Consider the following 17,968-nt stretch of genomic DNA (forward strand, 5'->3'; position numbering starts at 1 on the left):
AGACATGTGATTGCTTGCAGTTATGTGCTTGAAAGCACACAGTGGATTGTGAGCATACAGATGCTCGCCTGCCGTAATCAACTCGCTTAGAATGCGCACCATGGAGACTTCGACTCAGAGCCCGCTGCGGGCAGCGGAACTGCTCGACGCCGTCGGCCCCGCCTTCTCGCGACTGCGGCGCACCGCGGCGCTGAGCGTCGAGAAGCAGGTGTCCCGCAAGGACATGACCAGGACTCTGGTGCTCAACATCGTTCAGGACGGCCCTGAGCACGAAGGCCAGGAGATCACCGTGGGCGTGGTCGGCGAGCGGCTCGCCGTCGACCCCTCGGTCGCGAGCCGCATGGTCTCCGACTGCATCTCCGCCGGCTATCTGATCCGGGCGGCGTCCCAGCGCGACGGGCGGCGCACGATTCTCCAGCTCACCGAAGAGGGCCACGACACGCTCGCCCGCTTCCGCAGCCACCAGCGGGCCGCTTTCGAGCGCATCACCGAGGACTGGCCCGTGGAGGAGCGGCTGGAGTTCGCCCGGCTGCTGATCAAGTACGTGGACTCCATCGGTGAGTTGCAGAGCGACGGCGGCACGGCGTAGGTCGCGTCTTCGAAGTCCCGTCCGCCCGGCGGCGCCTGGCACGCTCCCCCAGAGCTCGCGCCTGGGAGGTGCCCCCCACGCCGCGTTGTCGTCGGTCGCCAATGTCCCCCCGTAGCCCTTCGGGCACGGAAGGTGACCTGACCGCATGGACTCCCTCCTCCGCCTTGCGATCGCACGCACCAGACGCCGCCGGGCCCGCCCTTCGGGCGGACGACGCCCCTCTGAAGACACTCCCTAGTGCTGTGTCCGGGGCCCAGGGCCTGTCGGGGCGGGAGCCGGGCCGGGGCCCGCGGCGGGAGCGCCGCGGGCCCCGGCCCGTTCCTCATCCCCGTGCGAGGACCCTCCGCAGCACCGCCGTCAGCACCGCGGTCTCCTCGCCCGCCGGGACGGCGCCGTGCGACCGCCAGGCGACGACGCCGTCCGGCCGTACGAGCACGGCTCCCGCCGGCCCCACCCCGTAGGACTCGGACCAGCGGCCCGCCGCGCTGACGAGCGCCTCCGGGCCGTCGCCGGGCCCGGGCACCACGCGGTGGGCCGCCAGCTCGACCCCGAACTCCTCTGCCACGGCCGAGGCTGCGGCCGTCCAGGCCCCGCCCCGTTCCGCGGCCAGCAGGACGAAGGCGCGCCCGTACAGATCGAGCGCGGAGATCTCCGCACCGCCCCGCAGCAGCACCGTGTGCGGCGCCCGGGTGCCCGGTTCGCCGTGCAGCGCACGTGGATCGGACGCGGCCGGGAGCGGCTCCGCCCCCGGCTCGGGGACGACGGCGGTGGAGCGGTACGGCTGCCCCATCGTCACGGTCAGCGCGTCGGCCGCCGCGGCCTGCTGCTCCGGCGTCGCGCTTCCGGAGCGCACCGCGAGCTGCAGCGAACCCTGCTCCGCCGTGTACGCGCCGACCGGGCCGCGCTCGGCGTCGTACGTCTCCAGCAGCCCCGTTCCGGCGGCGCCACCGACGACCAGCGCGAGCTTCCAGGCCAGGTTGTGGGCGTCGGCGATACCGGTGTTGGCGCCATAGCCGCCGGTGGGCGGGATGACGTGGGCGGCGTCGCCTGCCAGCAGCACACGTCCGTGCACGAAGCCCTCGGCGACCTGCTCCGCCATGTCCCAGGGGAACCGGGAGCGGATGGTCACCTCGACGTCGGGCGAGCCGATCGCCGCGCCGACCAGCTCGGCGCAGCGGGCGTCGGTGAAGTCGTCCAGGCTCTCGCCGTCCTCGGGCCGGTAGCCGACGATCAGAGTGCCCTCGGTCAGGGTGTCGTCATGCACCAGAATCCCCATGACCTGTGGGTTCTTCACATGGACCACGCTGTACCGGCGTTCGCCGAGCACGCCGCTCAGATCGGCCCCGAAGGCGATGCTGACATGCCGGGAGAGCACGCCCCGCCCCTGCCGGGGCACCTTCAGGCTCTCGCGGACGGTGCTGCGCGGGCCGTCGCAGGCCACCAGATAGGCGCTGCGGAAGGTGCTGGTGCCGCCGGTGCCGTCGCCGAGGACGGCGGTGACCCCGTCCGGATCCTCCGCGAACGACAGCAGCTCGGTGCCGAACCGGAGGTCGGCGCCGAGCTCCTCGGCGCGGGCGCGCAGCAGTGGCTCGAGCCGGTCCTGCGGGAGGAGCAGCAGCCGGCAGGGGGTGAGACCGGCCAGATCGTCACTGCCCTCCAACTCCTCCTTGCTGAAGAGGACTTCACCGGAGAGGGAGGTCACCCCGGCACGGGTCCTGTGGGTCTCGAAGCCGGCGGCCGCGCGTTTGGCCGCGTCCTCGACACCTGCCTGGCGGAGCAGTTCGGCGGTGCGGGGGTAGTACCCGACCGCCCTTGGGTGTACGGAGGTGCCGGGGTGGCGCTCGACCAGGGTGCACCGCACCCCGTGGTGGGCGAGGAACACGGCGGCGGAGAGACCCACCAGGCTCCCGCCGACGATCAGCACGGGCGCGTCGCCCTGCCCCGGTACCTCGCCCTGCCCGGGTCCGTCGCCCTGCCCGGGTGCATCGCCCGGTGCGGCCGCGTCGCTGGTACTCATGTCGTCATCCCTCTCTCGGCTGTGGCGGAACGCGTGCTCATGGCGTGGGCAGCCCTGCCTGCCGGAGCGCCAGATAGTCGACGACCTCCCAGTGCTCCGCCACCTTCCCGTCCTCGATCCGGAACTGGTCGCAGGTGCGCATCCGGAGCGGCAGACCCGACGGACCACCGCCGCTCCACGCCCCGGTGAGACTGCCGGTCCAGGTCACGAAGACCATGACCCGGTCGTCGGCGGCGACGATGTGGTCGACGGTGGTGACCAGGTCGGGGAAGGCGGCGATGTTGTCGGCGAAGAACGCCTTGAACGCCTCCAGCCCGTCCGGCACCTGGTCCGTGCGCATGTTGTGGTGCCGATAGTCCTGGTGGTAATAGCGGTCGGCGAGATCGAGCCGGTGCTCGCTGAAGACCTCGCGGTACGCGCCGAGCACCAGCTCCGCGTTGGCCCGCTCGGTGTCGGTGTGCGGGCCGGCGAGACCGGGGGCGGACGGCTGGGTTCCGTCACCTTCCAGTCCCTTGACCCCGTGCTGGGCGAGGACGGACCGGTCGACCACGTTCCAGTGCTCGGCGATCCTGCCGTCCTCCGTGCGGTACAGCTCGGCCGTGTGCATCCGGAAGTCCTCCTCGCCTTCGCGGGCGCGCCCGGTCCAGGTCACGAAGACCATCACCCGGTCGTTGTCGGCGACCAGATGGTCGATGCCTGCGCTGAGCCCGGGAAAGTCGCCGGCCATCGTCCGGAAGCGGCGGACCGGCCCCACGATGCCCGGCGGTATCAGCGGGTCGTGGTCGGTGTACGTGCCGTGGAAGAGGCGTCCGGCCTCGTCGAAACGGTGCTCGCGGTAGAGCACGTCGTACAGCTTGCGGACCAGCTCGGCGTTGCGCGCGCGCTGCCCGGCGGGGGTCACGGTGGTCATGGGTTCCTCTCGGATCGGGCTCGGATCGGGCCCGGATCGGACTCGGACCGGGCCCGGCTGCTGGGTGCGGCTGCTGGGTGCGGCCCCGGGCCGCGGCGGCGGCTCAGGACGTGAGCGCGTACGTCGACCAGTGGGAGTCGGCCGTGAAGCCGAGCTTCCTGTTGAGCGCGACGACGGCCGCGTTGGCGGTGTCGTTGAACACCTGGACCAGCGCGAGGCGTTCGTTCTCCCGTGCGGCCCCGACCAGCAGGTCCGCCTTCAGCCAGGTGCCGAGGCCACGGCGGCGGTGCTCCGGCAGCACGAGCGTCTCGCCGGCGTCCGCCATCGGGCTGTCGCGCACGAAGAGCGTGCTGTAGGCGACGACTTCCCCGCCGTCCTCGGACAACGCGGCCACACCGTACGGGCGGTGTCCAGCGCGCACCGCCTCGTCCTCACGGGCCCGTACGTCACCGGCCGACGGGTTGCGCGGCCGGGCCCGGCCGTTGACCCGCTCGTCCAGCCGGCTCCAGGCGCGGGCGTAGGAGTCGACGAGTCCCTCGGGGCAGGGGCCGCTCCAGCGCACCAGCCGGTAGCCGGGCACGGGGCGGCCCGCGGCCGCCTCCAGCGCGCCGCGGGCGGGGCCCGCGAGCAGCAGCCGGTTCCGTACGGTCAGCGCGGTGTGCTGCGCACCGAGCACCTCGGCGAAGCGCTCCCCGGCCGCTCCCTGCGGGGCGTCCACCAGGAGCAGGTCCCGCCCGCGCTCCCGCAGGGCGGCCAGGCCCGCGGCGGCCAGCGCCCGGCCCGCGCCGCGCCGGCGGAAGCCGGGGAACACCCACAGCGAGCCGTGGCCCGGGCCGGCGGGATCGCCCAGGTCGAGGCCGAGTTTCAGTACGCCGGCCGGGGCGCCGCCGTCGAACGCGACCAGCACGATGCGGTCGGTGCCGTGCCGGCGCTGGAACAGCCGGGCCAGCAGCGCCCCGGTCACCGGCGGGTCCGCCGGCAGTTCGAGGCTCATGGTCTCCCGGAATCCGGGCAGCAGGGCGGCGATGGTCGCCGGTTCGTCTCCGTCGAGGCTGCGAATCTCCATGGCCGACACCCTGGCCGACCGCTCTCGAAGCACCGTCGAGGACAACTCGACACAACTCGATACCGGGGGCCCGCCGCGGCGGCCGGGTCAGGCGCCTCCGGTGACCCGCAGCGTCTCCCCGTTGGTGTTGCCATTGGCCGCGGAGCCCAGGAAGACGACGGCGTTGGCCACGTCCTCCGGCACGGACATCCGCCCGGAGGGCAGGCTCTTGCCCTTCTCCTCCAGGAACGGGGCGGGCACATGGGTCGTCACGGTCTCGGTGAGGGTCTGGCCCGGCACCACCATGTTGACCAGGATCCCCTCCGGCCCCAGCTCCCAGGCGAGGCTGCGGACCAGCCCGTACAGCGCGGACTTGCCCGCGCCGTACGCCCCCGCGCCCGGCTTGCCGCTGTCCGCGAGCCCCGCGCCGATCAGCACGACACGGCCCCACGGGCGCCCGCGCATCACCGGCAGCACCTGCTGAAGCGTGTGGAAGAGGGCGTCGACGGTGGTGCGCAGGACCTCCTGCCACTGCTTGGCCGGCACGTCCTCGAAGAGAGGCACCGGCTTTCCTGGCCGGGGGATCGCCTCGCCCCACACCACGGCGTTGCCCACCAGCACATCGATGCCGCCCCACTCCTCCGCGACCCGTCCCACCGCGTCCCGTACGGACTGCTCGTCGGCCAGGTCGTAGCGAACGACCAGCGGGGTGCCGCCCGCCTCGGTCACCAGCCGGGCCGTCTCCCGGGCCCCGGCCTCGTTGGTGTGGTACGTGATCGCGACCTGGGCACCCTCGGCGCCGTACGCCACGGCGGTGGCCCGGCCGATTCCCGAGGAGGCCCCGGTGACCAGCACCACCTTGCCCTGCAGATCGGTCTTCATGAGCCCGCTTTCGTCGTGTTCGCGGTCGGGGTGCGGCTGCCGATGCTCTGCGCGTGCCGGAAGAAGTCCTCGGGGTCATAGGTCCTCTTCACGCCATGCAGCCGTGGAACGTTCTCTCCGAAGTGGTCCGCCTCCCAGCCGTCGGCAACTCGCGAGCTGGGGAAGTTGATGTACGAGCCGCACGCGAGCGGTTCCAGGGCCGCGGCGCAGCGGTCGGCCCAGGCGGTCATCGACGCCGCGGTCGCTCCGGACGGCCGCGGGTCGCGGCAGGCGATCTGAGCGCCGAGCAGGAACCGTGCGTCACGGTGCACATAGGCGGTTTCGGTCCTGCCCACCCGGTTCGCGGCACCGCCGATGGCGATGCACAGCAGATACCGCTCCGGGACCGGCTCCGGCTCCCAGGCGTCGAGCAGCGCCGCCGCCTCGCCCCGGTCCACGGGCCGGGCGGTGAGCCGGTAGCTCTGCCGGGTGTACGGGTGCCGGTGGCCCTCCGCGCCGGGGCCGGTGCCGGTGCGATGGCACTGGGCCACGGTCCTGGACCCGCAGAGCGCCTCGTGCATCACATCGGCGTACACCCCGCGGGGCCCGACGGTCCGGGCGACCGGCTTGGCGCCCGCGCGCTCGGCGAGCTCGCCGAGGGACCGTTCCAGCGCGTCGCCCGCCCGGAGGTCGACGCCCCAGACCTTGACGACGGGCCGCCCTCCGGGGCCGAACATCCCGGGCAGCACGACCAGCGAGGAGCCGATCTCGTCCGGGCCCTGCGCGCACCAGTCCTGCCACGCCGCGAGGACCGCGACCGCGTCCTCGTACGCCCACAGGGTCTCGAAGCCGGTCATGAGCGGGGCGTCGACGGGCCGCACCTCGAACTCGGTGACGACGCCGAAGGTCCCGCCCCCGCCGCCGCGCAGCGCCCAGAACAGGTCGGGCTCCTCGGTGGCCGAGCAGCGCACGGTCCGGCCGTCGGCCAGTACCACCTTGGCGGAGACCATCCGGTCGCTGCCGGTCCCGAACCGCCTCGTCTGCCAGCCGATTCCGCCTCCCGTCAGAAAGCCGCCCGCGCTCACCGTGGGGAAGGTCCCCGTGACGATCTGGCGGCCCAGCGGCTTCAGCGCGTCCAGCGCGTCGAGCGACTGGGTGCCGGCGCCGAGCCGGACGGTGGGCGCGTCGGCGGGGCCGCCGACCGCGACCCGGTTGATCCGGGACACGTCGATGACGAGCCCCTCGCCGGTGGACCAGCCGTTGAAGCTGTGGCCGCCGCCGCGGACGTGCACCCGCAGTCCGGTCTCGCGGGCGTGCCGGACACAGGCGGCGACGTCCTCCGTCGTGGCGCAGTACGCGACGGCGCACGGGCGCACGGTGTCGTACTCGGTGTTCTGCAACTGCGTGGCGAGGGGATACCCCGGGTCCGACGGCAGGACCAGCTCGCCGCGGAGCCGCAGGCCCTTCAGGGCGCGCGGCGCCGACATCAGCCGTCGACGCCGAACTTCTCGGCCGTGACCTTGGAGCCGTCGTGGCCGCGCACCTTGGCGCCCTGCGGGTCATGGAAGTCGGCGCCCCCGGTGCCCTGCCAGGCGGTGTCGGAGACGAACTCGCCCTGTACGCGGACGCGGGCCTCGCCGACGTGCTTGCCCTCACCGTCGACGGCGAGGATGTGGAAGCCGTACTCGAAGGTGTCCGGGCCGGTGGCGCGCCAGCTGCCCAGACCGATGTTCCTGGTGTTCACCTGGGTGGAGACGACTCCCCCGTCGGCGCTGAAGCGGACCAGGCCGGGAACGGCCTTTCCGTCGTCGTCGAGCTGGGTGGTCCAGGTGCCGACAAGCCTCGCGTCAGTCATGACAACTCTCCTTGGAGGGTGGGGTGCTGTACGTACGGTGCAAGCACGATCTGGAGGGTTGCTCGAAAGGGGCTGTAGCTCTCGGTCCCGGCGGCCGCGCCGTCCGGTGTGCACTCGGCTGCGCCGGGATCGGGCGCGAGGTCGGGCTCCGGGCCGAGGCAGTCGAGCATCGCGCCGTAGAGGAAGTCGAGTTCGGCGACCCGGATCCGGCGGGCGCCGCCCGCCGTCACCGCTCCTCCGGCCCGAGTCCCGGGTGCCTCTGCGCACGCGGGTGGATCGCGCCGAGCGCCATCAGTGCCCGGCTCAGGGTCCGCTGCGCGCAGTGCAGTACGCCGTGCCGCTTCATCTCCGTACTCCTCTCTGCACTCCTGTTGCTGTTTCTGCTCCTGCTCCTGTTTCTGTTTCTGCTTCTGCTTCTGTGGTGGGTGTCCGGCGTGGGACGGCAAGTGCGTGGGCGATCTCGGCTGCCGCCCTGGGCCCGTACGCCACCTGGACCGCTGCGACGAGGCGCTCCGGATCGCACGCGTACTCCTGACCACCCGCGGCGCCCCGCGTGAACGAGGCCAGTGCGGAGCCCGTCTGCGCGCAGCGGACGGGTGCGAGCCCGGCGGCCAGCCCGGCGAGGAACCCGGCCCTGAAGGCGTCCCCCGCCCCCGTCGGATCGACGAGCCGCTGCGGCGGCACGGCGGCGATCCCCACGGGCGGCTCCCCCGCCCGTTCGAGCCGGCACCCATCGGCGCCCAGCGTGGTGATCCACGTACCGGTGCGGCGCAGCACCTCCGCGCGGCTCCAGCCGGTCCTGCGCAGCAGCAGCGCGCTCTCGCGGGCGTTGGTGAAGAGAAGCGCGGCCCCGTCCACCAGCCGGCGCACGGCGTCCCGCTCCAGCAGCGCCAACTGCCGGGAGGGACCGGCGGCGAAGGGGAGACCCGCCGCACGGCACTCCTCGGTGTGGCGGACCATCGCCCCGGGGTCGTCCGCGCCGACCAGGACGAGATCGAGTCCCCCGAGCCGCCGTGCGGTTTCCGCGAGTCCGATGCCGGCGGCCTCGCTCATCGCACCCGGGTGGAACGACGCGATCCGGTGCCTGTCCCCGTCCGTGGTGCACAGGTAGCGGGCGGTACGCCGGGTTGCCGAGACATGCACGGACCCGGTGTCGACACCGAGGGCCGCCAGCCTGTCGCCGTGCTCCCGGAAATCCGCCCCGACCGCACCCACGAGTGCGGGCCGGTACCGCAGGAGGGCCAGGCCGTACGCCGCATTGGCACCGGCTCCGCCCGGCCGGACGTCCAGCGAGTCGACGAGGAAGGACAGGGAGACGGCGGCGAGTCGGTCCGGTACCAGCTGCTCGGCGAACCGCCCGGGAAAGACCATCAGATGGTCCGTCGCGATGGACCCGGTGACGGCGATGCGCATCTCAGAGCCCTGCGGCGACGCGCAGCGCGTCGACGCGGTCGGTGCGCTCCAGCTCGTCGCCGTTCTTGCCGTCGGTGTCGATGCCGAGCGCGATGCCCGGGGACTGGGCGCCGATGGACACCGAGACACCGCGGGAAGCGCCGTCGAAGCCCTTCTTCGAGGAGTCGTAACCGATCTCGAGAATCTTGTTGCGCAGCAGCGTGGCGATGTCGGCGTATGCCTTCGTCGTCACCTCGCCGGCCACGTGCACCAGGCCGGTGGTGATCAACGTCTCGACGGCGACGCGCGAGGAGGGATCCTCCTGGAGCAGCGCGTCGAGGGCGGTGTCACTGATCTGGTCAGCGATCTTGTCGGGGTGGCCCTCGGTCACGGACTCCGAGGTGAACAGGCGACGGGACACAACGCTCCCTGGGGTCGGCGGGTGTACGGGAGGACCGCGGACGGGACGGCCCGGGCAGGACCAGGTCAGGCGCTGCGGACGGCCATCTCCAGCCCGCCGTCCGGCGCCAGGGGCTGTGAGACGTACCCACTGCCGCTCGCCCGGACATACGCCAGGAAGTCCGCAGCCCGCTCCGGAGCCTCGGGAACCCCGCAGGCCACGACCACCGCGCCGGGCAGCATCCGCGGCTCCATCACCCGCAGCACCGGCAGGAAGCGCTCCGGGGCCCCGCCCAGCACAAGCAGATCCACGGGCCCCGGCGGAACAGCCACGCCGCTGCCCCCCTCGCACTCCACGACCCGCCCCCGCCCGTTCTCCCGCAGCGCCTCGGCGACGAAACCGACCAGCCCGGCCCCGCACACCACCACGCTCTCGGCCCCGGTGGCGATCACCAGCTGCCTCAACAGGGTCCCGGCAGCCTCGACAAGCGGATCGTCGGTCGTACGGACAACGGATGCGGTGTTCGGCATGACAAAGCTCCCCCGTGGACGAGTGCTCGCAATGACCGGCGGTCGATGTGCAGGCCGTCGATGTCCGCTCCCAGCCTTACAGCCCCCGTCCCCACGGGCGACCGTCCTCGACGCTCCCCCCACCCACCGTCGAGCCACCTTCGAGCCACCGGACCGCGCCCCACCGCCACGGCGAGTCACCGCCGCCGCCCGTCCGCACCCCAGCGGCACCACCTGACCAGCGAAGACAACAATCTTGCGAGCCCGGAATCCTTATCCGCTAGGCTAGGCGCCGGATCCCACGGATCCCCCCGCCTTCGTAGCTCAGGGGATAGAGCACCGCTCTCCTAAAGCGGGTGTCGCAGGTTCGAATCCTGCCGGGGGCACAGCGCCTGACCAGGCATGGAGCTTCGAACAGCCCCCTCGGAGTGATCTCCGAGGGGGCTGTTTTCGTGTGTGCGGGGACGTAACGCTAGGCGACGTCCTGGTTACGGGGTTTTCTACCGACCCCACGGGGCGTCGGCGGCCTCCTGCTCGAACTGGGGCATCAGCGAGGTGTAGGTGTCCGTGTGGCTCGCGATCACCCCAACCGGAGAAGTGACCGCTTACCTCGCGGCGGGAAGCACCTCCAAGGTCACCTGGATCAGTCTGGATGGCGCCGCCTGCCGTCTGGACGCACCCGACGAGGTTGACTGAGTCGAGCCCGTCACCGCCCGGCAGCGGTCTGGCTGGCCCTCCATTCAGGAGCCTCGGGCGTGTCCTGGAACTCCAGGAGGTGCTGTCCGGCGAGCCGCTGCAGGGCGGCGCGCACGACTGCCGGTGTGACGTAGAAGAACTCCCGGCGTAGGTTTACCCGGTTGACGCGGCGGGACTCGAACTCCTGGTGCAGGCGGCGTTCCAGGCCGACGGCGTCCTCACTGAAGATCAGGGCGTGTACGTCGAAGCGGAAGGGGACGGACGCGTCCCCGAGTTCGATGACGCGGTCCATGGGATCGAGGCGCCGGGTCATACCGATCTTGACCATGCGTTCGCCGAACGCTCCGACGTTGGAGATGACGTAGACGTATCCGGCCCGGATGTTGGCCTCGCGGGCCTCGACCGCCTCCAGTTCGGCGCCCAACTCGGCGAGTTTTCCTTCGAGTTCGGCGATGGCGGCCTCATCGCCGGTGCCGGGTTGCCGAGTACCAGGGAGCCGACGGATCAGGTCTACCCCGGCCGACCGCTGACACCAGCTCTCCGCAAACCAGAGGTGGTCGACGTCTCTCACGCCAACGTTCGCGCCGCAGAAGACCAGGCCATGGCTACCCTCAAGGCTTGGCGGCTCCTGCGCAAGCTCCGTTGCAGCCCGAGCCGCATCACCGAGCTCGTCCGGGCGGTCCTCGCTCTCCAACTCAACATCCTGATGGATACCCAGACTCCGGGCGTTGCCAGCGAGGAAGCGATCCTTCGAGGAGCGCACCGGATCCACCGCGTCCCCTTGCCCTCTGTGAGGTAACGCTTCCGCTTCCCCACCATGGCCACTTCCCCAGGATCGAAGAATCCAGCGTCCAGGTGTCGAAAGTTCGGGGGGCCGCTCCACTCGACCCTGCCCCTGCACCTCGGCCTCGCCCTCGCCCCGTCCGGGGCCCACGCCGGGCACTCACAGAAGGGGAATCTTGAGTAAGTCCAGATATAATAAACCCACCTATCCATACAGAGGTGTGCCGTGGACAAACCTGCCGAGATGTTCGACCGCGACTTCGAGTGGGCCGAGCTGACCCGCTTCGCCGCCCTACCCGGCCCGCGCGCCACCCTCGGCGTGGTCTCCGGCCGCCGCCGCCAGGGCAAGACCTTCCTCCTGGACGCCGTCACACGGGCAAGCGGCGGCTTCATGTTCACCGCCACCGAGACCACCGAAACCGACGCCCTGCGACAGTTCGGCGAAGCCCTCGCCCGCCACCGCGACCAGCCCACCCCGTTCCGCTTCGCCCACTGGGACGAGGCCGTCACCGAGCTCATGCGCATCGCCGACAGGGGCGGCCCCACCGTCGCGGTCATCGACGAGTTCCCCTTCCTCGCCAAGGCCTCCCCCGCCCTCCCCTCGATCATCCAGCGCGCCCTCGACCCCGCCGCCCAGCACACCAACACCCCCGTACGGCTCCTGCTGTGCGGCTCCGCCCTGTCCTTCATGGGCGGACTCCTCGCCGGCAACGCCCCGCTGCGCGGCCGCGCCGGCCTGGAACTCGTCGTCCCCACCCTGGACTTCCGCCTCGCCGCCGAGTTCTGGGAGATCACCGACCCGCGCACCGCGCTGCTCACCCACGCCATCGTCGGCGGCACCCCCGCCTACCGCCGCGAGTTCACCCAGGGCGACGCTCCCGCCGGTCCCCACGACTTCGACGCCTGGGTCACCCGCGCCGTCCTCAATCCCGCCCGTCCGCTCTTCCGCGAGGCCCGCTACCTGCTCGCAGAGGAACCCGAACTCCACGACACCGCGCTCTACCACTCCGTCCTGGCCGCCATCGCCGCCGGAAACGCCGCACGCGGCGGCATCGCCGACTACCTCGGCCGCAAGTCCACCGACCTCGCCCACCCGCTCAGCGTCCTCCAGGACGTCGGCATGATCACCCACGAGGCCGACGCCTTCCGCCGCAACCGCTCCGCCTACCGCATCGCCGAACCTCTCATCGCCTTCTACCACGCGGTCATGCGCCCCGCCTGGGGCGATCTGGAACGCCCCGGACGCGCCCCCGCCGTCTGGCGCCGCGCCCAGTCCACCTTCCGCAGCAAGGTTGTCGGCCCGCACTTCGAACAGGTCTGCCGCGAATGGGCCCGCTGGCACGCGTCCCCCGCAACCCACGGCGGGCAGGTCACAAGGGTCGCCAGCGGGACCGTCAACGATCCTGCCGCGAAGACCAGCCACGAAGTCGACATCGCGGTCCATGGCGAGACCGACAGCGGCCGCGAAACACTACTCGCCATCGGCGAAGCCAAATGGAACGACGTCATGGGAAAGGGCCACCTCGAACGTCTCCAGCACATCCGTGCTCTCCTCACCGCACGCGGCACCGCCACCGACGTCACCCGGCTACAGTGCTACAGCGGCACCGGCTTCACCGACGAACTGCGCCACCTCGCCGAGAACGACCCCGCCATCCAGCTGATCGATCCAGTTCGCCTCTACCACAGCGACTGACCCGGTCGCAGTCACCGCCCCTGTACGGGGAACATGGCCTCCGGATGGAAGCGCGCCGGAAACCGCCGTCCGGCAGCCGTCTCCCCACCGCCCGCCGAATTCGAACAGATCATCCAGGAAGTGGGCCGGGAGGCGACCCAGACTGAGCAGTTCCCGAACGGAGCAGGAGCGAGCTAGCCTGCAGTCAGGCAGCTGACCTGCAAAAACAGCGAACCATCAAGCCTGCGGAGGACGGATAAGTAAACGTATGATCATGCCCCCAAAGCGGGGGTCGCAGGTTCGAATCCTGCCGGGGGCACAGTTTCTGACCAGCGCGTTTACCTCACGAGGTAAGGCGGACGGCGTTCAAGGCCGACTAGACGGCAGCCGAGTCCCGCCGGGGAACGCCCCTGCCGAGCGCTACAAAGCGCTCGTCGAGACGTTCGGCAACGGCATGCTCGACGGTTTCCGCCGTGTGTTCATGCCGGACGAGCTGATCAAGAGCACCGAGCTGGCGGCGAGGCTGAATCAGGCGGGCTGGGAGCTGCATCCGTCGTTTCCCGCCTCGGGCGGACCGGTGCCCTGGATGGGCAACGAGCACGAGCAGCCGCTCCGGTCCGCGGGGGGATACTCCCGCTGTCCGACGTCCTCGCCACCGTCGTCGGTAGGTGCGGACGGCGCGGCGGCGCACAGGGCGCCGAGCACGTACGGCAGATCCTCGGTGCCCGCGCCGATCAGCACCCGTGCCCCGGGCGCCGGTCCGCCCACGGCCTCGCACTCGGCGACGAGCGGGAACTGCTCCTCCTTCGGCCCGGGCTCCGCCGACCCGTCGGTGCGCCGGTAGCCGAACCGAAGCCGCAGCGGGTCGTCCCGGTGCGGAGACCGCACCCGGACCAGCCGCAGCGCCCCGGGGAACGGCTGTACCCCGAAGGTGCCGGTACCCGTGGCCGGTCCGGGCACGGCAGCAAGCCCCTGCGGGCCCGTCCGCAGCCACCCCGCCGACAGTGCCTTCCACGGGCCCGGCCCCCACACGGCACCGGGGAAGCGGCGCTCGGTCACCGGCGCGAGGGGCTCTATCCGGTCCAGCGCCGGCAGCCTGCGCCGTACCCACCAGTGCGCCCAGCAGGCCATGCCCACCGCGCTCACCGCGCCCACGACACCCGCGGTCCACACCATCGCGCGTGGCGAGGATGCCGAGAACAGCGCGCCCAGGGCCCCGCCGAGCCCCGCCATGGTGAAGGTCACCCCCGGAGCCGCCGTCTGCCAGGGCCAGTTCAACCGGGACGCACCCCCGCGCACGATCCGCCACAGCCCCGCCCACAGAGCCGCCGCGCCCAGCCCGGCGACGGCCGCCCCGAACGCGGCGGGCGGCGTGAACTCCCGGCCGGGATAGTGCGCTGTGCGGATCGTCCGCTCTTCTCCGCCCGCCGAGACCTCCAGCAGCCGCACCGAATCGCGCCACCAGTACAGGGTCGCCTCGCCGCGCCCGCCGGCAGCGGCTTTGATGACGTCCTCGTCTGCACGGTCGACACGCAGCGTGAGGGCCAGCGGGCGCCCGTCGGACCGGCCGAACTCGATCAGGTAACGGTCACCACCCCTTGTTTCCCGCTTCCGTAGGACGTCATCCACCGCCACCGGCTCCGCCCGCAGACAGAAGGGCTCCCGGTAGAGATCCCCGCACACCTTCAGGCGGCCCGTGGCCCGCCCCTCGGCGTCACGTATCGCCAGGCGCGGGAAGCCGAGGTCGTCGGCGCGACCGCGCTCCGCGCTCTGCGCCAGCTGCCACACCACCCCGAACAGCACGATGGCCAGCACGACCCGCACCGTCCCCCACACCACGTCATGCACCCGCCCGCGCACGAGCCCCTACCTCCCTGCCCCGGACGTCAGTTGCGCCGGTGCTGCAGGTCAGAAGTCTGCCATCAGGGGGAATATCGAAGGAATGCGGGGAAAGGTGGTGTGCCAGCCAGCTGGCTGGCCGGCCGGCGGGTCAGCCGGTGCGGTTCAGTCGGCAGACCCCCTGGGCCCGAAGCGGACCGATCGTGATCCGGACTCAGGACGGAGTAGCGGCGTTGCTCGGCCCGCTCGTCGGTCCACTCGGCCAGGTTGAGCTCGTGAGGATCGACTCCATCGACTCCTTCGATGAACTGGTCGTAAGCCGTGCGGCTCAGCGCATCCGCTCCAAGGCGGACGCGATCGGCGGAAGCCCCGGCAGAGACGGACCGCAAGCCGTCCGTTCCGGACTGATCAACAAGTGACCAGTCGGTCTCCCCCGTTCATCTCCGCGAACTCCGCTGTCGCAGCCTGCGCCATGGTGACGAAACGTGCTGTCAGGGGGTGCCCACCGTGCGAGGGGTGGACCAGATTGAGGGGGACCGTCGGTGCGTCCGGGATGGCGAGGAATGATACGAAGGGGTGGATATGCTGCCGCCCGACGAATTCGGGGACGACCCCCATGCCCTTACTGGAGGCGACGGCCTCAAGCCATTCGTCGAAGTTGCTGCACACCACGGAGACACCGGGCCGGTGTTCCGTCGGCCAGTCGGCCAAGTTGGTCGTACCACTCACTTCGTTCAGGACGAGTTGGTGATCGGCGATCTCCCGCCAACTGATCTCGTGCCGTTCGGCGAGTTCGGAACGTGTGGAGACCGCTACGACCCTCCGCTCGTGCAACAGCGTGACGACTTCCATGCCCGGAGCCGTGAGCCGGCCCCTCAGGATCGCGATGTCGGCATCACCGCGATCCACTCCCGCGAGCTTCGCATCATGCCTGTGCGCCTGGACCGATACGCCGGTTTCCTCCTCGAAGCGCGCGATGACCTCTTGGGGCCATCCCGTGGGAAACCCCCATGCGAAGCCCACACGGAAGGTGTCGTCGTCCGACTCGGGGCGCAGCGCCGCCTCCAACTGCGGCAGTAGCACATGAAGTCGGTCATAAAGACTCTCACCGGCCGGCGTGAGGGTCACGTGCCGGGTGGTCCGTTCCAACAGGCGCCGGCCGAGCAGTTCCTCCAGGCGACGGATGTTGCGACTGAGTGTCGGCTGGGACACGTTCATGCGCTTCGCGGCCCGGGTGAAGTGCTTCTCGTCCGCCAAGGCCAGGAACCCACGCAGGTGATGCAGCTCGATGCTCATGGAGAGCAGCATATGAAGTGGCGTGAAAGCAACTGGGGCGCGCGTCGGCCATGTACGGGTCACTGGTCCGACGCGGTGCTCTCACTGAACTGAGCGGCGGGCTCCGCGTCGGACCGGCTTCCCTTCGTCCAGGGGGACTTCAGTCCCGGTACTCCTCCTCCGTCACGTGCTCCTGCCACTCGGTCGGGCCGTCCGTGACGGCGATGTGGGTCATGAACGTCCCCGCTGCCGCGCCGTGCCAGTGCTCCTCACCCGGGTGGCAGATCACCGTGTCACCAGCCCTGATCTCCTGGCGTTCCCCTCCCCGGGACTGCACGACTCCCACGCCTTCCGTGACGTGGAGCACCTGGCCGGCGGGGTGCCGGTGCCAGGCGCTGCGCGAGCCGGGCGTGAACAGCACGTTGCGCACTTCGGCGTTGGCGGTCGCTCCGATACGCGGCCACAGCCAGACATCGCCGGAGAAGCGCTCGTCGGGACCCTTGGTCGCATCGCCCGGGTGACGGTTGACGTCCATGGCATGAACTCCTTGATGGTTGAACGGTCATGGTTGATGGTTGGCAGGAGAGGAATTGGTGGTTGGCAGGAGAGGAAGGAGTGCGCCGCCGTCGACAGACGGTGCGGGACACCCCGGTTCAGCGCTTGGCGGCGGCCTCCCCCGCCCCGGCCTTTCCCGCCCCGGCCTTTCCCGCCCCGGCCTTTCCCGCGAGCACGATCAGGGCTGAGGCGGCGATCGAGAGCGCGGCCAGAACGGCGTTGGTGGTGTTGAACGCGTCCTGCGGCGCCCCGCCGCGGGCGGCGAGGTCCAGGTACACGGTGCCGATGACGGCCACGCCCAGGACTCCGCCGACCTGCAGCGTCGTGTTGAACAGGCCGCTCACATCGGGCGCGAAGCGGGCTTCGACGGATTCGGTCAGATGGGTCAGGGTGCCGCTGAACGCGGCGCCGTAGCCGATGCCGCCGATTCCGAGGAGGACGGTCAGCCAGAGGGTGCTCTGGGCGCCGGCCGCCACCCCGGCGAAGGCGATCGCCATCAGGAGACCTCCCGCCGGCGCGGCAAGCCTTCTGACGCGCGCAGGCAGCCGGCCGAGGAGGGGGCCGACCAGGGCGAATGTCGCCACCCAGGAGATGGGAATCACGCCGGAATAGGCCGCGCTCCGGCCGAGACCCTGTTGCAGGTAGAGGGCCAGGACGAACAGGAGCGCGAAGTAGCCGGCGCGGGTGGCGGCCTGGGACACCAGCGCGAGGGCCACGTGCCTACGGGCGAGCAGCGCGACGTTCATCAACGGGCTGCCCCCGCGGCGCGCGATGCCCTGCTCGACCTTGGCGAAGAGGACGAACGCCGGCAGGGAGCCGGCGAGACACAGCCACGTCCACAGCGGCCAGCCGGCGTCCCGCCCGAGCACCAGAGGGGTCACCAGCAGGAACAGGCCGAGCGACAGAAGCCCGACGCCGCGCATGTCGAGCTTCTTGTCCCGTTCGGTCTCGTCGTCGGGCAGGAAGACGAACGAGGTGATCAGCAGGACGATGCCGATCGGCACATTGATCAGGAAGATCGGCCGCCACCCGGCACCCAGGATGTCCGCCTGCACCAGGATGCCGCCCAGGGCCTGGCCGATGACGGAGCTGACCCCGAGGACACCGGTGTACGCGCCCAGGGCTCTCCGCCGGGCGGCGCCGTCGAAGTGCACCTGGATGCTGGTCAGGACCTGCGAGACCATCAGGGCCGCCCCGATGCCCTGCACGACTCGCGCGCCCACCAGAGTGGCGCTGTCGGGCGCGAGTCCGCAGGCGAGCGAGGACAGCGTGAAGACGGCGAGGCCCCACAGATAGACCCGTCGCCGGCCGCGGATCTCGCCCAGCCGGGCACTGGTGATGAGCAGCATGGCGTACACAAGGGTGTACCCGGAGACGATGAGTTCCAGTTCGCCGCCGGACGCGTGCAGGCGATCACGGATCGAGGGGACCGCGACGTTGACCACGGCGATGTCCACGTTTCCGAGGAACATCCCGCCCAACAGCGAGGCCAGCATCCAGCCTTGCCGCGCTCCGCGCCGCGCCGGCAGCCCTTGACGCGCCCCGGTTCGCGTCGGCTCGTGTGCAA

Annotated in this window: 18 protein-coding genes, 1 tRNA gene and 2 pseudogenes; 6 read left to right on the forward strand and 15 right to left on the reverse strand. The window is 71.2% G+C overall.

What is annotated here, in order from left to right; all coding sequences use genetic code 11:
* The first annotated feature begins 100 nt into the window (after positions 1-100).
* Positions 101-589, forward strand: a complete 489-nt coding sequence (locus tag KK483_RS14320) for a MarR family winged helix-turn-helix transcriptional regulator (RefSeq protein WP_262005614.1) — start codon at positions 101-103, stop codon at positions 587-589.
* 322 nt (positions 590-911) lie between these two features.
* Here the strand turns inward: KK483_RS14320 and KK483_RS14325 are convergent, their stop codons facing one another.
* The 10 genes and pseudogenes from KK483_RS14325 to KK483_RS14370 form a co-directional block, all read right to left on the reverse strand.
* Entirely contained in the window at positions 912-2,606 is a 1,695-nt protein-coding gene (locus KK483_RS14325) for an FAD-dependent monooxygenase (protein WP_262005615.1), read from the reverse strand.
* 37 nt (positions 2,607-2,643) lie between these two features.
* A complete protein-coding gene (locus KK483_RS14330; protein WP_262005616.1) occupies positions 2,644-3,516 on the reverse strand; it encodes an ester cyclase family protein in 873 nt (290 codons plus the stop codon).
* 103 nt (positions 3,517-3,619) lie between these two features.
* Entirely contained in the window at positions 3,620-4,582 is a 963-nt protein-coding gene (locus tag KK483_RS14335) for a GNAT family N-acetyltransferase (protein WP_262005617.1), read from the reverse strand.
* 87 nt (positions 4,583-4,669) lie between these two features.
* The gene (locus KK483_RS14340; protein ID WP_262005618.1) at positions 4,670-5,443 is read right to left on the reverse strand and encodes an SDR family NAD(P)-dependent oxidoreductase; all 774 of its coding nucleotides are present in this window, start codon (positions 5,441-5,443) and stop codon (positions 4,670-4,672) included.
* Positions 5,440-6,909, reverse strand: coding sequence for an FAD-binding oxidoreductase (locus KK483_RS14345; RefSeq protein WP_262005619.1), 1,470 nt, complete (start codon positions 6,907-6,909; stop codon positions 5,440-5,442). The genes KK483_RS14340 and KK483_RS14345 overlap by 4 nt, the downstream gene beginning before the upstream one ends.
* Positions 6,909-7,277 carry a hypothetical protein gene (locus tag KK483_RS14350; RefSeq protein WP_262005620.1) on the reverse strand — a complete coding sequence of 123 codons (369 nt, stop codon included), beginning with the start codon at positions 7,275-7,277 and terminating at the stop codon, positions 6,909-6,911. The genes KK483_RS14345 and KK483_RS14350 overlap by 1 nt, the downstream gene beginning before the upstream one ends.
* Positions 7,274-7,507: a hypothetical protein gene (locus KK483_RS14355; RefSeq protein WP_262005621.1), complete on the reverse strand. Its 234-nt coding sequence runs from the start codon at positions 7,505-7,507 to the stop codon at positions 7,274-7,276. Before KK483_RS14355 ends, KK483_RS14350 begins: the two co-directional genes overlap by 4 nt.
* Before the next feature lie 112 nt (positions 7,508-7,619).
* The gene (locus KK483_RS14360; RefSeq protein ID WP_262005622.1) at positions 7,620-8,690 is read right to left on the reverse strand and encodes a PfkB family carbohydrate kinase; all 1,071 of its coding nucleotides are present in this window, start codon (positions 8,688-8,690) and stop codon (positions 7,620-7,622) included.
* Positions 8,691-8,733: 43 nt separating this feature from the next.
* Positions 8,734-9,090: pseudogene (locus KK483_RS14365) on the reverse strand (S-adenosylmethionine synthetase N-terminal domain-containing protein); the annotation flags it as partial.
* Between the two features lie 65 nt (positions 9,091-9,155).
* A complete protein-coding gene (locus tag KK483_RS14370; RefSeq protein ID WP_262005623.1) occupies positions 9,156-9,599 on the reverse strand; it encodes a hypothetical protein in 444 nt (147 codons plus the stop codon).
* Between the two features lie 292 nt (positions 9,600-9,891).
* Between KK483_RS14370 and KK483_RS14375 the strand changes: the two genes are divergently transcribed.
* Both KK483_RS14375 and KK483_RS14380 read left to right on the forward strand, forming a co-directional pair.
* Positions 9,892-9,964, forward strand: a tRNA-Arg gene (locus KK483_RS14375).
* Positions 9,965-10,145: 181 nt separating this feature from the next.
* On the forward strand, positions 10,146-10,274 hold the full coding sequence (locus KK483_RS14380) for a hypothetical protein (protein WP_262005624.1): 129 nt from the start codon (positions 10,146-10,148) through the stop codon (positions 10,272-10,274).
* A 10-nt stretch (positions 10,275-10,284) separates the two neighbouring features.
* Here the strand turns inward: KK483_RS14380 and KK483_RS14385 are convergent, their stop codons facing one another.
* A complete protein-coding gene (locus tag KK483_RS14385; RefSeq protein WP_262005625.1) occupies positions 10,285-10,845 on the reverse strand; it encodes a GIY-YIG nuclease family protein in 561 nt (186 codons plus the stop codon).
* On the opposite strand from KK483_RS14385, the pseudogene KK483_RS14390 reads away from it, so the two are divergent.
* Together KK483_RS14390 and KK483_RS14395 are read left to right on the forward strand one after the other, a co-directional pair.
* Positions 10,825-10,971 (forward strand): annotated as a pseudogene (locus KK483_RS14390) (IS5/IS1182 family transposase); the annotation flags it as partial. The gene KK483_RS14385 and the pseudogene KK483_RS14390 sit on opposite strands and share 21 nt — an antisense overlap.
* Before the next feature lie 330 nt (positions 10,972-11,301).
* Entirely contained in the window at positions 11,302-12,753 is a 1,452-nt protein-coding gene (locus KK483_RS14395) for an ATP-binding protein (RefSeq protein WP_399016061.1), read from the forward strand.
* Positions 12,754-13,260: 507 nt separating this feature from the next.
* On the opposite strand, the gene KK483_RS14400 is transcribed toward KK483_RS14395, so the two are convergent.
* A complete protein-coding gene (locus KK483_RS14400) occupies positions 13,261-14,592 on the reverse strand; it encodes a hypothetical protein (protein WP_262005627.1) in 1,332 nt (443 codons plus the stop codon).
* A gap of 254 nt (positions 14,593-14,846) precedes the next feature.
* Here KK483_RS14400 and KK483_RS14405 point away from each other — a divergent pair, with 254 nt between their 5' ends.
* Positions 14,847-14,990 (forward strand): hypothetical protein, encoded by a 144-nt coding sequence (locus KK483_RS14405; RefSeq protein WP_262005628.1) that lies wholly within the window; start codon positions 14,847-14,849, stop codon positions 14,988-14,990.
* Here the strand turns inward: KK483_RS14405 and KK483_RS14410 are convergent.
* The 3 genes from KK483_RS14410 to KK483_RS14425 form a co-directional block, all read right to left on the reverse strand.
* Positions 14,980-15,867, reverse strand: a complete 888-nt coding sequence (locus tag KK483_RS14410) for a LysR family transcriptional regulator (RefSeq protein ID WP_313879065.1) — start codon at positions 15,865-15,867, stop codon at positions 14,980-14,982. The two genes, KK483_RS14405 and KK483_RS14410, sit on opposite strands and share 11 nt — an antisense overlap.
* A 139-nt stretch (positions 15,868-16,006) precedes the next feature.
* Positions 16,007-16,381 (reverse strand): cupin domain-containing protein, encoded by a 375-nt coding sequence (locus tag KK483_RS14420; protein ID WP_262005629.1) that lies wholly within the window; start codon positions 16,379-16,381, stop codon positions 16,007-16,009.
* Positions 16,382-16,499: 118 nt separating this feature from the next.
* The gene (locus KK483_RS14425; RefSeq protein ID WP_262005630.1) at positions 16,500-17,897 is read right to left on the reverse strand and encodes an MFS transporter; all 1,398 of its coding nucleotides are present in this window, start codon (positions 17,895-17,897) and stop codon (positions 16,500-16,502) included.
* Between the last annotated feature and the right edge of the window lie 71 nt (positions 17,898-17,968).

It is taken from the genome of Streptomyces sp. FIT100 (assembly GCF_024584805.1).
In the GTDB taxonomy this organism is placed as follows: domain Bacteria; phylum Actinomycetota; class Actinomycetes; order Streptomycetales; family Streptomycetaceae; genus Streptomyces.